This window comes from Pseudoalteromonas prydzensis (genome assembly GCF_011050055.1).
In the GTDB taxonomy this organism is placed as follows: domain Bacteria; phylum Pseudomonadota; class Gammaproteobacteria; order Enterobacterales; family Alteromonadaceae; genus Pseudoalteromonas; species Pseudoalteromonas prydzensis_A.
Map to the genome: position 1 here is coordinate 1 of NZ_DRGM01000166.1, position 14,047 is coordinate 14,047.

11 protein-coding genes are annotated in these 14,047 nt (G+C 42.3%); 6 read left to right on the forward strand and 5 right to left on the reverse strand.

Translation table 11 applies throughout. The annotated features are described in order from the left end of the window. Positions 1–215: 215 nt before the first annotated feature. Positions 216–1,139 (forward strand): glutaminase B, encoded by a 924-nt coding sequence (gene glsB, locus ENH88_RS15505; RefSeq protein WP_304183544.1) that lies wholly within the window; start codon positions 216–218, stop codon positions 1,137–1,139. A gap of 14 nt (positions 1,140–1,153) precedes the next feature. Here glsB and ENH88_RS15510 read toward each other — a convergent pair whose 3' ends face one another. Beyond that, positions 1,154–2,458, reverse strand: coding sequence for an inosine/guanosine kinase (locus tag ENH88_RS15510; RefSeq protein WP_304183546.1), 1,305 nt, complete (start codon positions 2,456–2,458; stop codon positions 1,154–1,156). Between the two features lie 179 nt (positions 2,459–2,637). Between ENH88_RS15510 and tadA the strand changes: the two genes are divergently transcribed. After that, complete coding sequence (tadA, locus tag ENH88_RS15515; protein WP_304183547.1) at positions 2,638–3,129, forward strand: tRNA adenosine(34) deaminase TadA; 492 nt, start codon at positions 2,638–2,640, stop codon at positions 3,127–3,129. On the opposite strand, the gene ENH88_RS15520 is transcribed toward tadA, so the two are convergent. Then, a complete protein-coding gene (locus tag ENH88_RS15520) occupies positions 3,126–3,293 on the reverse strand; it encodes a hypothetical protein (protein WP_167542981.1) in 168 nt (55 codons plus the stop codon). The two genes, tadA and ENH88_RS15520, sit on opposite strands and share 4 nt — an antisense overlap. Positions 3,294–3,428: 135 nt before the next feature. Continuing rightward, a complete protein-coding gene (gene mltF, locus ENH88_RS15525) occupies positions 3,429–4,949 on the reverse strand; it encodes a membrane-bound lytic murein transglycosylase MltF (protein WP_304183548.1) in 1,521 nt (506 codons plus the stop codon). Between the two features lie 241 nt (positions 4,950–5,190). On the opposite strand from mltF, the gene purL reads away from it, so the two are divergent. The 4 genes from purL to ENH88_RS15545 all read left to right on the forward strand — a co-directional run bounded on the left by purL (position 5,191) and on the right by ENH88_RS15545 (position 12,146). After that, a complete protein-coding gene (gene purL / locus ENH88_RS15530; protein WP_304183549.1) occupies positions 5,191–9,075 on the forward strand; it encodes a phosphoribosylformylglycinamidine synthase in 3,885 nt (1,294 codons plus the stop codon). A gap of 109 nt (positions 9,076–9,184) precedes the next feature. After that, positions 9,185–11,626 carry a YdbH domain-containing protein gene (locus tag ENH88_RS15535; RefSeq protein WP_304183550.1) on the forward strand — a complete coding sequence of 814 codons (2,442 nt, stop codon included), beginning with the start codon at positions 9,185–9,187 and terminating at the stop codon, positions 11,624–11,626. After that, entirely contained in the window at positions 11,619–11,801 is a 183-nt protein-coding gene (locus ENH88_RS15540; protein ID WP_304183551.1) for a YnbE family lipoprotein, read from the forward strand. Before ENH88_RS15535 ends, ENH88_RS15540 begins: the two co-directional genes overlap by 8 nt. Positions 11,802–11,810: 9 nt before the next feature. Next, a complete protein-coding gene (locus ENH88_RS15545) occupies positions 11,811–12,146 on the forward strand; it encodes a YdbL family protein (RefSeq protein ID WP_304183552.1) in 336 nt (111 codons plus the stop codon). Positions 12,147–12,170: 24 nt separating this feature from the next. Here the strand turns inward: ENH88_RS15545 and ENH88_RS15550 are convergent, their stop codons facing one another. Together ENH88_RS15550 and waaA are read right to left on the reverse strand one after the other, a co-directional pair. Then, positions 12,171–12,734 carry a DUF1415 domain-containing protein gene (locus ENH88_RS15550; RefSeq protein ID WP_304183553.1) on the reverse strand — a complete coding sequence of 188 codons (564 nt, stop codon included), beginning with the start codon at positions 12,732–12,734 and terminating at the stop codon, positions 12,171–12,173. After that, positions 12,727–14,010 (reverse strand): lipid IV(A) 3-deoxy-D-manno-octulosonic acid transferase, encoded by a 1,284-nt coding sequence (waaA, locus tag ENH88_RS15555; RefSeq protein ID WP_304183554.1) that lies wholly within the window; start codon positions 14,008–14,010, stop codon positions 12,727–12,729. Before waaA ends, ENH88_RS15550 begins: the two co-directional genes overlap by 8 nt. Positions 14,011–14,047 lie beyond the last annotated feature (37 nt).

Here is a 14,047-nt window from a genome sequence, read left to right on the forward strand (position 1 = left end):
CGTACTTTTTCAGATTATGACGACATTGTGGAGCAAGTAAGTAGAGCGTGGAATGTGTTTCGTTCAAATATTACTAACATTAAGCATATGTGCTTTAGAGCATGGACAAATTTGATCACTTAATAAATAGTATTGGTATTACCAATAAAGTGATCCTGCTTTTAAACTAACATGATAGACTTTTGTTTCTATTTTCAATGCCTGTGAGGGTTACGTTGCCTACCTCAGATTACCAACATGTGTTAAATGAAATTACCGCTGAAGTTCAACCATTGCTATCTCAGGGGAAAGTTGCTGATTATATCCCCGCGCTAGCTGAGGTTGATGCCAATCAATTTTCCATTGCTATCTACACAACGGATGGACAGACCTTTTGTGCAGGTGAGTGTACTCAGCGTTTTACTATTCAGTCTGTATCAAAAGTGATGACATTGACACTTGCCTTACAGCGTTATGGGGATGAACTATGGCAACGGGTAGGCAAAGAGCCTTCTGGTACGGCGTTTAACTCGCTGACACAGCTTGAGTTTGAAAAAGGTGTACCTCGTAATCCGTTTATAAATGCTGGCGCTATTGTGACCTGTGATGCGTTATACAGTCGTTTGTCTGCACCTATGCATTCAATGTTAGAAACATTTAGGTTATTGTCTGGAAATAAGGGCATAGTGATTGATAAGAAGGTCGCTAATTCTGAGTATGAATTTCGCCATCGTAATGCTGCTATGGGGCATTTGATGAAGTCGTTTGGGAATTTTCATAATGAAGTTGATGATGTACTGTGGGCTTACTTTAACTTTTGTGCGATTGAGCTTAACTGTGTTGAATTAGCTAAAGCGTATAATTTTTTGGCGAATAAAGGTATTTGCCATTTGAGTGATAAGCGAGTGCTTTCCAGCTTGCAAACTAAACAGTTAAACTCTTTGTTATTTACCAGTGGTTTATATGATGCTGCAGGTGATTTTGGTTACCGAGTGGGGATGCCGGGTAAATCAGGTGTGTCGGGCACCATTTTGGCTGTGCTACCAGGTAAATTTACTGTGGCGGTGTATTCGCCTGGGTTGAATTCATACGGTAATTCAGTGGCAGGAATAGCAGCCCTGGAGCTGCTATCTAAAAAGCTCGATATTTCTATCTTTTAATTGATAAGGCAAGTCTACTGTTCCCAGTAGACTTGTTCTAAGCAATCTTCACGCTCAGGTAAACCGCGCGATAAGCGAGGTGAATGTTGTACTAATACTTCATAACTTGCACGGTTGGCATATTTACTGATCTGTGCCAATGATGAGTAGGTCATTGCAGGTTGTTGGTGTTTGGCCGAGTTACCCACATTGAGTTTGTGATAAACGTTGGCTGATAGGTCATGTAACACTGCTGCTAATGCACAATCACCGGCGCCATTGGTATTTTTAATTGAGTCAGGGCCACCCATGAAAGGGGCTGTGTGGCTGTAAGCGCGGATTGGCGTTTCGCAATCGGCTTTGCGCATAGCACGAGAGAATTCATAGCGGTTAAAGTCAGCTATTGCACCAGGTAATAATGGGTATTCAGTTTCCCGTTTAAATTGCTCGTCAACAAAGCCTGCCATAAATAAGCCTTTTTCACCTGCTGTGCAGATCACTAAATCGACCCAATCTAGCGCTTTATCTGCGGCCAGTAGTGGATCTTCAAAACCTGTGATTGCTAGCCCTTCTTCTTCATTCATCGCTAAAATATCAACATGCTTAGCAACAAACTCTGCCCACCAGGTTGGATCTTGCTCGATTAGGAATTTTGTTCCAAGCGTTAATACTACTGGCACGCCAGCATCATTAGCATATTTGACCGCTTGCATAGTTGCTTCGGTCATCGTCTCAGAACCTTGTGTACGCATTAAGTAAGCGCTGATCACTAAAGCTGATGAGTTTTCTATTAGCTCTTTATCAATTGATTCAGGGCGTAAATGATTCATCAGCCCGGCGCTAATTGCAAAGGTACGTTCGCCGGTATCATCAATTAAAGTGAAGCAGCGGCCAATAGGGCCATCGACAGGTTGCAAATAATCTAAATCTACACGGCTGGAGGTGTTACATAAAAAGCGATAAGCGTAGCTACCAATTTTAATGTTTTCACTCATTACACCAAGTAGCACTGAGCGATCATCAGCAAGCACTGAATAATTGTGCATCGTGTTACCAATGGTGCCACCGGCAAACTCATAGTCGACCATATCGTTGAGTTTTAAGCGGTCATATAATGCATTGGTAATATCATTATCAATAACCTGCGACATACCTCTACGCAGCTGAAATTCATCAAGGAAAGCTTGATCAACTTTAGCTTCTATATCAACCACGATTTGATCGATCCCGGTAATATAGCTGCGCTGTAACCGATCACTGGCGTTAAGTTGATTTGTTAGTGGATCTTTGGCTTCCACTGGAAAATAATGTTTATGCCTGCGGCGTCCAGGAAATTTCATTTGCTACCCGTGTGTTGTGAGCTAAATAAAAAAAGCGGGAGATTATAGCGTATATCACCTAGGGTGAGCCATGTAAAAGCGGCTTTAATTTGGTTTATTTTTGTCACTAAGTACTATGTTTAGCGTTTTAATCGCCTAAGTGAGTATAATTAAACAATAATTAGTTAAAAGGTAAGTTGATGACCGATCAATATTGGATGGCAAAAGCACTTGAGTACGCCCACAAGGCTGAACAATTGGATGAAATTCCTGTGGGTGCAGTGCTAGTTAAAAATAACCAGTTGATTGCAGCTGGGTATAATCGTTCAATTACAGATAATGACCCTTCTGCTCACGCTGAGATGATAGCAATTCGCGAAGGTGGTAAGGCACTTAATAATTATCGCTTAATCGATTGTACGCTGTATGTCACGTTGGAGCCGTGCTCAATGTGTGCGGGTTTACTGGTACACAGTCGTATTAAGCGGCTAGTGTTTGGTGCTGCTGATGAAAAAACAGGTTCTGCGGGTTCAATAATGAATTTATTGCAAGATTCAAGGTTAAATCATCAAGTTGATGTAGAAGCTGGGGTATTAAGTGAATTATGTGGACAAACAATTTCAGACTTTTTTAAACGTCGCCGCCAAGAGATCAAAGCTAAAAAACAAGCGCAGCGCGACCTGAAGGCTTAGCCTACAGGCGTAGCTGTACTTAATTCTGCCATTTGCTGCATCGCAAACATACGACGGCGCCAAATAACTTTTTTATGTAAATTACGCAGCATGATTCTGCGGCGTGTGGATGATGAATAAATCACGTTGCGTTTGAACGAATGAGTACGCCGACGTTTCAGCATGGTTGCTCCTGAAAATGTGAGAGTGAGAAAAGATAATAAGTTAATTATATACTTGATACTACACAGTAGTGATCATTTGATGACAAGTAAATAGATATTTTAGTTTGCGAGTACCTATCGCATTTAAAGTTATTTTTATTGTTCGCCGTTATCTTTTTTTGACGGTGACAGCTCATCTATACTGTCATCTTTTGTTGGGGGGAGCGTGGTTTGTATTGTGGCAGGCTTTTGATTTTTAACCTCAGCAGCTTGAGCCGCAGGTTGAGCTATTTGTTCAGCCTCATCGGGTTCTGTGGTCGGTGTGCTGATCGCATCATTTTCATCGAGCCATACCAGCGCGTCGTAATAACGGCGAATATTATCAACGTATTGCACCGCAACATCACCGCGTGAATAGCCATATTTGGTTTTTCGGTAGTATCTCTTTTTGATTAATAACGGCAGGCGTTTTTTTACATCGGCCCATTTATCAGGGCTTGCGCCTTGTTGCTCGGTGATGATCCGTGCATCGTTTACATGACCCCAACCAATATTGTATGAAGCCAACGCCAGCCAAGTGCGATCCGGCTGTGGCACACGATCAGGAATACGCTTTTCTAGTTTCATTAAATATTCAGCGCCGCCTTTGATGTTCTGCTCTGGCGCTAAACGGTTAGTGACACCTACTTGCTTGGCTGTATCGAGTGTGAGCATCATAATACCACGTACGCCAGTTGGCGATTTTGCTCGTGGATTCCACATTGATTCTTGATAACTTAAAGCTGCAAGTAGTCGCCAATCTAGGCTGCCAGCATATTGCTCAAACCAAGGTTGGTATTTTGGGAGGGTTTCTTTAATTGCTTCAATATAGGCAAGGGTATTTACGTAATTAAACTGACGTACATGACCAAAGTACTTTTCTTCAAGTACGTAAAGTTGGTTACTTTGTTTTACTTCACCGAAAAATGGCACCATTAGCGCATAGAGCGAATCATCGCCATCTTTACGAAGTAACCATGCGATAGGGTCGTTGCGTGTGACAGAAAAGCCGATGCTTAGATTGGGGTGATAACGACGAAATAAAGATAGTGTATGGGAGTCTGCTAGGGTGTAATCAATTTCGCCATCGATCACTGCTTGTAATAGCTCTTCTTCATCTAAATCTTCTGTTTCGTGCCAAGTTAAATCAGGGTGAGTTTGCTTTAGCTGTTGTAGGGCTAGTGAGTGACTACTTTTGGCCAATACGGTGAGATTATCTGTTAGATCATCAAAATCACGTGGTCTAACTCTACCTTGTTTATAAACCAACTTTTGACTAATAGTGCGGTAAGTCGGACCAAATCGATAATTTTGTGCTCGGGCTTTATTATAGGTTAGGCCAGATGCAATTAAGTCTAAATCACCGTTGTCTAAACGTGAAAACATATCGGATAAGTTAAAAAACGGCACCATTTCAAGCTCAACACCTAAGTGATCGGCAAACTCTTGCGCTAGCTCATATTCAAAACCTTGCTCGCCTTGCACCGCTTGATAATAATTACTCGCGCCAGCTAACGTACCCACTCTTATTTTATTTTGAGCTTTAATATGACTCAGTTGAGATTGTTGTTGCTGCATATCGCAGGCACATAAAAGCATTACTAACGTAATGATTGTTATTAGCTTTTGTTTAAACATACTGCGCCCCTTGAATGCTACTACTCCCTTATATCAAAACTTTTCGACGCCGTCACTTGGCGATTGGTTTTAAGTGTTGCTTTGTCACGACAACTTAAGCCACTGTAAACAGCAAACATCTTAGCTAACTGTTGGCTTTAAACAATTTTAATTCCCCCCCGATCCTGTATTTCCGAGTTACTTGAGTATATAATACGCGCCTAAAATATCGTTCAATCCCTAACCCCGGATGAAAATACCTATGTTGATCCTTCGTGGTGCACCAGCACTTTCCGATTTTAGAGTTCAGAAAATTTTAGCCCGTTGCCAACAGGCGCAACTTCCAGTTACTAACGTATACGCTGAGTATGCGCACTTTGCTGATTTAACAGCACAGCTGTCAAGTGACGAGCAAACTAAGCTTGAGAAGTTACTTACCTATGGTCCAACGATTGCCGAACATACACCTGCAGGCACTTTAGTGTTAGTAACGCCACGCCCTGGCACTATTTCACCATGGGCTTCAAAGGCGACGGATATTGCTCATAACTGTGGCTTAGCACAAGTGCACCGTGTAGAGCGTGGTATTGCTTACTACGTTGAAGGTGACTTAAGCGCCGAGCAATTAACTGAAGTTGCTGCTTTATTACATGACCGTATGACCGAAGCGACACACAGCACAATGGACGATGCTGGCAAGTTATTCCGCACTGACGCTCCAGGCAAAATGTCATCTGTTGATATTTTAGGTGGTGGTCGAGAAGCTCTCGCTACAGCAAACGTTGAGCAAGGCTTTGCACTGGCGGATGACGAAATTGATTACTTGGTAGAAAACTTCCAAAAGTTAGGGCGCAACCCGAACGACATCGAATTATTTATGTTTGCACAAGCAAACTCTGAACATTGTCGCCATAAAATCTTTAATGCTGATTGGACAATTGACGGAATTGAACAGCCTAAATCTCTGTTCAAAATGATAAAAAATACCTATGAGCTAAACCCTGAGAATGTGTTATCAGCTTATAAAGATAACGCAGCGGTAATGAAAGGCTCTAAAGCAGGTCGTTTCTTCCCAAATGCTGAAGGCGAATACGCTTATCATCAAGAGAACATTGAAATCCTGATGAAAGTTGAAACCCATAATCACCCAACTGCAATTGCGCCATTCTCTGGTGCGGCAACCGGTTCTGGTGGTGAAATTCGTGATGAAGGTGCAACGGGCCGTGGCTCTAAGCCAAAAGCGGGTTTAGTTGGTTTTACTGTATCGAATCTACGTATTCCAGGCTACGAGCAACCATGGGAAACTGATTTTGGAAAACCAGGCCGTATTGTTAACGCACTTGATATTATGATCGATGGCCCACTAGGCGGCGCAGCATTTAACAATGAGTTTGGTCGTCCTAACTTGTTAGGCTATTTCCGTACTTATGAAGAACAAGTAAATAGTCATAATGGTGTTGAAGTTCGTGGTTACCATAAGCCGATCATGCTTGCCGGTGGCTTAGGTAATATTCGTACAGACCATGTGCAAAAGGGTGATATCCCAGTTGGTGCTAAGCTGATTGCCTTAGGTGGTCCTGCAATGAACATTGGTTTAGGTGGCGGCGCCGCTTCATCAATGGCATCAGGTCAGTCAAATGAAGATTTAGATTTTGCCTCAGTACAACGTGAAAACCCTGAAATGGAACGTCGTTGTCAGGAAGTAATCGATAAATGCTGGCAGTTAGGTGATGCTAACCCAATCGCGTTTATCCACGATGTGGGCGCGGGTGGTTTATCAAATGCCTTCCCCGAGCTTGTTAATGATGGTGGCCGTGGTGGTAAATTTCAACTGCGCGATATTCCTAATGATGAGCCGGGCATGGCACCGCATGAGATCTGGTGTAACGAATCGCAAGAGCGTTATGTGCTTGCTGTAGCCGTTGAAGACTTTGACCGTTTTGAAGCCATTTGTAAGCGTGAACGTGCGCAATATGCGGTGATTGGTGAAGCCACGGAAGAACGTCATTTAACTGTTGCTGATAGTCATTTTGATAACAACCCAGTTGATTTACCACTGGATGTATTATTAGGTAAAGCACCGAAAATGCACCGCGAAGCGTATTCTTTAAAAGCTAATAGCGACGCGCTAGATACAACAAAAATTGATATCGCAGAAGCCGCAGAGCGTTTATTACGTTTGCCAACAATTGCAGAAAAAACCTTCTTGATCACCATTGGTGACCGCTCTGTAACCGGTTTAGTTGCGCGCGACCAAATGGTTGGTCCTTGGCAGGTGCCAGTTGCTAACTGTGCAGTCACAGCTGCAACTTATGATACTTACCATGGTGAAGCAATGTCACTGGGCGAACGTACGCCTGCGGCACTACTTAACTATGGTGCTTCTGCTCGTTTAGCTGTGGCTGAGTCGTTAACTAATATTGCCTGTGCAAATATTGGCGGCTTAGAAAACATTAAGTTATCAGCTAACTGGATGGCAGCAGCGGGTCACCCAGGTGAAGATGCTGGTCTTTACGAAGCGGTTAAAGCCGTTGGTGAAGAGCTTTGTCCTGCATTAGGTTTAACAGTTCCAGTGGGTAAAGACTCTATGTCGATGAAAACCCAATGGGATGAAAATGGCGAACAGAAATCTGTTACTGCACCGCTTTCATTAATCATCACTGCATTTGGCCGAGTTGAAGATGTGCGCAAAACGGTTACCCCTCAGTTACGTACAGATAAAGGTGAAACATCACTGATCTTGGTTGATTTAGGTGCTGGCAAAAACCGTATGGGTGCATCAAGCTTAGCGCAAGTTTATAAGCAGCTAGGTGATGTAACCCCTGATGTTGATAGCCCTGAATTACTAAAAGGCTTCTACAACGCGATGCAAGCGTTAGTTGCTGATAACAAGTTACTCGCTTATCATGACCGTTCAGACGGTGGTTTGTTCACTGCAGTTGCTGAAATGGCTTTTGCAGGTCATACCGGTGTAACCATTGACCTTGATGGTTTGACTGGTTCAGATATTGAAGTACTTTATAACGAAGAGCTTGGCGCTGTAATTCAAGTTGCTAATAGCGATTTAGACGCTGTAAACGCTGTGTTTGCTGAGCACGGCATTGCAGCAATTAGCCATGCAATTGGTACATTAAATAGCGATGACACAGTGGTATTTAATCGTGCAGGTAACACTGTTCTTAGCAATACACGTACTGAGCTTCGTACTATTTGGGCTGAGACTACGTACCAAATGCAAGCACGTCGTGATAACCCTGATTGTGCTAAGCAAGAGTTTGATGCCAAGTTTGATGCTAAAGACCCTGGTCTGAACGTTAAACTAAACTTTGACTTAAACGAAGATGTCGCTGCACCTTATATTGCTACAGGCGCTAAGCCTAAAATGGCTATTTTGCGTGAGCAAGGTGTTAACTCGCATCTAGAAATGGCTGCGGCATTTAACCGTGCAGGTTTTGCTGCGGTTGATGTACACATGAGCGATATTCTGGAAGGGCGTTTAAGCCTTGAAGAATTTAAAGGCTTAGTAGCCTGTGGTGGCTTCTCTTACGGTGACGTATTAGGTGCTGGTGAAGGTTGGGCTAAATCAATCTTATTTAACGATATGGCACGCGATCAGTTCCAAAGCTTCTTTGAGCGTCAAGATTCATTTAGCTTAGGTGTGTGTAACGGTTGTCAGATGCTATCAACATTAAAAGAGTTGATCCCTGGTACTGAGCATTGGCCACGCTTTGTAACGAATAAATCTGAGCGCTTTGAAGCACGCTTTAGCTTAGTTGAAGTGCAACAGAATCCTTCAGTATTCTTCAGCGGTATGGCGGGCTCTCGTATGCCTATCGCTGTATCTCACGGTGAAGGTCATGCTGAGTTTGCAAACGATGCAGCAGTGAAAGCGGCACTTGACTCAGGTACTGTAGCGGTTAAGTTTGTTGATAACTACGGCAATCCAACCACTCAATACCCTGCTAACCCGAACGGCTCGCCAGAAGGTATCACAGGTATAACGTCAGCTGATGGTCGTGCTACTGTAATGATGCCACACCCTGAACGTGTATTCCGTGCGGTTGCTAACTCTTGGCACCCAGATGAGTGGCGTGAAGATAGCCCATGGATGCGTATGTTCCGTAACGCACGTAAAAATGTCGGTTAAACTTCATTTATACACACTAGATTCATGATCTAGTTATAAAATAAAAGGCTGCACTGTGCAGCCTTTTTTGTTTATGCTGGGCAAAGATTAAAATAGTTTTAAGGATGATATGTTTAAGCGTGTAGGTTGGAGTTTATTAATTCTATTGCTAAGTGTGCTGACACTTGGCTATGTTTTTCGCATGCCGATCACTTTGCACTTTGTTGCTCCTTCACTACAGGATTCGGGTGTTGAACTGCATTGCTTGGATTGGTCGTTAACAACTAATCTAGAGCTCCATGTACAGCGAGCATGTATTGGTTACCAAGGTCAACAACTAGAACTTGCAGATATAACGGTTAATACCAAGCAGGTTATTATCAACCGCGCGAATCTTAGGTTAGCAACTCCAGCTTCATCGGCGGGATCTTCAGCTGCAACAAAATTGGCTTTAACGCTGATTGAAAATAGACCACTACTGACGGTAAACCGATTAGTGATCTCACATCCGCAATTAGCAAAGTCACTGGCTATCAGTGTGCATGAACCTATTTTAAATCAATTTGCTGTTAGTGGTGATATAACGGCTCGCGCGTCGTTATTTACAGATCACGTAACTGGACAAGTTAAGCTTGATAATGAGTTAGTTAGTAAAGTGAAGCACATTGCTCGCTTGAATATTAATAGTCAAAATCGTTTTAGTTTTGATGGTGTTGGTTTAACGCTTGATTCACAGATTGATGGGCAATACGCTGCTGAGCTTGAAAGCTGTGCGATTACATTTAAGGTCAACGGCAATGTAAGCAGTCAGTATGATTTAAATACTAAGCGATTAACCCTAGATGGCCAGCAATTAATAAGTTCGCTAGCCGCACAAGAGAATTGTTTGCAGCAAATAGCAAAGTTAACAACAGATACAAAGCAACAGCAATTTATTGCTAAGCAAACGCCACTACATTGGCAGCTGCAATTACCAGCACAAATACTCTGGCAGGATAATACCCTGCAACTAGATACAGTTAATTTTGTAGCTGCTACAAGCGAGTTAAAGGTAAACAACCTCAATGTGAATATTAACGATTTGCCCAATAGCTTAAAAGCAGAGCTCGCTTTTTCGCTGCAAAATGATGAGATTAAAAAGTTTAATTTAGCTGCTCAGATCGCTGCTCATGAAGCTATTGGTAAGTATCAGTTAGACTTAGTACAGCTGCCCGATTTTATAGTCGAGGATGCAAAAAACTTAACCAGTAATGGTGAGTTTACAGTTAACGATATTTTTACTGCAGCGTATGGTCGACTATCTGCGCAGTTCGCTATTGGCAAGCTAACTATTAACGAGCTTGTAGTAAATCGTTATCAAGGGACACTAACCGCAGGCATTAATAAACAGCGTTATTTAACTGCCGCGCTCGATAGCCAAATCGATACACTTAATGTCAGCGATTATAAATTAACGCAATTAACAAATAACTTGAATGCCTCTGGAAGTCTTGGGCTCGGTGAACTGTTTATTGATATAACCAGTGAAACAACTTTAGCTGCACTACAAAGTGAGTTAATTAACCTTAACAATATCAAGGTAAGCTCTCGTGCCATGCAAAGCCGTGCATTACAGGCTTCGCACCAAGTGATGATTGATGATATCGAAGTGATCGTTACACATCATATGAGCAGCACGGCGCACCCTGTTGACGTGATTATTCCGGAGCAATCGATAGCGCGATTTAACCCCATTTTACATCAGTTTGCTCCGCTGGCGACATTAACAGATGGCACTGTTTCAGCACAGGTTAAAGGGGATATTAATTTACTCGCTGCTGAGATGACTTTGCAGCTAAATGGCGTAAATGGTTTATATAATGATTACCTGATCAATGGCTTTAATAGTCAATTAGCAGGGCGGTATGATTCAGGCCAGCTTAATGTTAAGCCGACTAAATTTGATATCAATGAACTACGTGCCGGTGCGATTGTTGAAAATATAACGGGGTTTTTGCAACTGCAAGATAGTGAAGCTGTGCTCACAACACTTAACGGGGAAGTGATGGGCGGTAGTTTTACACTTGATAAGTACCGAGTAACAGGGCAAGCTCAGCAAGCATTGCTAACATTTAAAAATATTGATGCGAGTAAGGTGATCACCCTTGATGAAAAGTCAGGAGTCAGTTTAACGGGGCGAGTTGCAGGTACGTTACCGGTGTATTTTACTGACTCAGGTATTGAGGTGAAGGATGGTCAGCTCACCAATCAAGGAGCGGCTAAGTTACTGATCACTAATAATGCCGCTTTTAATGCGGTCAAAGCGCAGCAACAAGAGTTAGGCCCTATATTAGGGCTACTTGAAAATTTAGATATTCAGAGTATTAAAAGTAGTGTTAACTTAAAGCCTGATGGTTGGATGACCTTAGGCGTTAATTTACAAGGTTATAATAAACCCCAAGCGCAGCAAGTTAACTTTAACTACAATCATGAAGAAAATGTGTTTACGCTATTACGAGCATTACGCTTAAGTGATGAGATTACGCAAAAGGTTGAACAAGAGTATTCAACAAAAGGAAGTAATAATGACTAAATGGTTAGTGATATTTACAGCATTGGGATTACTCAGTGCATGCACACATCGTGTTGAGGTGGCAGCAAAAGAGCCAATTACAATCAACTTGAATGTGAAAGTCGATCATGAGATCCGCGTAAAAGTTGATAAAGAACTCGACAATTTATTTAGTGATGACAGCGAATTATTCTAAGGAACTATTATGAGCAGAGTAAAAAATAAAAAACTAAACATGATCACGTTATTGAGTGCTGTTTGTTTGTCGTTTTCGGCGTGGGCAATTTCTCTAGACGATGCCAAAAATCAGGGTTTAGTAGGCGAAGATAGCTCGGGTTATTTAGGCCTTGTGGTACAAAACGCAGCAGCAAAAGCGGTGGTTGATGAAATCAATGCAAAACGTAAAGCACAATATTTAAAGCTTGCGAAAAAGAATAATTTGTCTCTTGCTCAAGTTGAGGCATTAGCGGCGGCAAAGACCATCGAGAAAACTCAAGCCGGTCACTTTGTTGAAGTGAACGGCAAATGGGTTAAAAAGTAACTTTTTTTGTAAAAAGCTGAGTGATTAAGCGCTCGGCTTTTTACATCCAGCTAGGAGCTGCTGCCAAAAGTCGATGCCTTTGCGCCGAGCTAAATTAATATTGTGCTCAGGAATGGACTCAGGTTCGTCATATTCATCTAATGCGGCACTCATACTTGCTTCACGAATTAAATGTAGGGTTGGAAAAGGTGCGCGGTTAGTATAGTTAGCAGCGTCGCTGTCATCGCTATCGGCAAACACATAGTCAGGATGAAAGTTGGCTATTTGGTATTTACCTTCAAAACCTTGTGCCACTAACAGTGCATTGGCTAAATCCACTAAATCTAAAAACTCCTCAAAGTCAGTAAAGCCTTGTTCAAACATCAATAATGTAGTCTCTCGAGTCGGTTGTTGATCAAGTTCTATACATTGTTCGATCATCTCCATTACAGCATCATCAATGCTGGTGGCAAGGCTGGTTTGATAATGAATACAATTATTCTCAACCTCTTTGCGAGCGAAAGGACAAAAGTTATATTTAACAATGACATTCGATACCCATAGGCGGGTTTGCTGTTCTGCTAATGTGGGGTTTGTGAGTTTAGTCATTGTGTGGCTCTAAATATTCGTTAATGATATGGATGGTTTTGGCTATCGCGCCTTGATTATTGGCAACACATTGCGCAGCTTGCAAACCTAACTGTTGGCAAATTACTGGTTGCTGATAAAGTTTTATTAATTGCTCTGCTAAACTCGTGGCATCACTTACTTGGACACAACCACCGAGTGTAATGAGCTGCGGATAAACATGGTTAAAATTATAGGTATGTGGGCCGCTTAAAATACCGACAGAAAATGCCGCCGATTCGAGTGGGTTGTGACCACCGCGCTCAATTAAGCTACCGCCGATATAACTAATATTTGCCATCCCATATAAACATTGCAGTTCACCTAAAGTATCAGCAAGCAGTACTTGTTCGTTTTGGTAGTTATTTTTACTTCGACGGCTAAAGCTCAATGTTGAATCTTCAAGTAATGTTGCGACCTTATCAAATTGCTCTGGGTGACGCGGTGCAATAACCAGTAGTGCATCTGGAGCTATTTCTAAAAGGCGCTGATGCGCAGTTAAAATTAATTCATGCTCAATAGGGTGTGTGGAACCGGCAACCCAGATAAAACGTTGCTTGTTGTATTGGCTTTTTAGGGTATCGACTTTGTCTAACTGTTCGCTAGTTGGCTTTATATCAAATTTAATTGACCCCGTAATATGCACTTTTTTTGCATCAAGACCAAGCTCGATAAAGCGAGTGGCATCGTTTTTATTGTGACTCGCCAGTGCTGAAATAGAGGTCATCAGTGTTCGCGTCAGTGGCGCTACTTTTTGGTAACCCTGCTGGGATTTAGCCGACAACCGAGCATTGAGCACGAGTACCGGAATATTACGTTGCTGACTTTGTGCAAGCAGGTTTGGCCAAAGCTCGGTTTCTAAGATACATAATAAGGATGGCTGGAGTTTGTTTAAAAAACGCGCAGTGGCACAGGGGAAATCAACAGGTAAATAGACACATCGTACAGAGTCTTTAAAGTTGGCGTGTATTTGCTCGCGACCTGTGGGGGTGTTGCAAGTAAGCGTAATCGAATAATTGGGCTGCTGATTTTGTAATTCTTTAATTAAAGGTGTTGCAGCGAGTACTTCACCGACCGAAGCGCAGTGAATCATAATTGTTGGATTTTTACTTTGCGGATTGTTCGCGCTGACGAAGCCGAATCGCTCAGCGAAGTGGGCTCGATAGCCCGCATTTTTTTTACCTCTTAATACATATAAATAAAAAGTAATGAGGGGGCTTAGCAAATAAAGAATGAGTGAATAAAAAAAGCGTGCCATTTTCTAGCCTCAAAGTATAAAGGTTAATGATAACGCG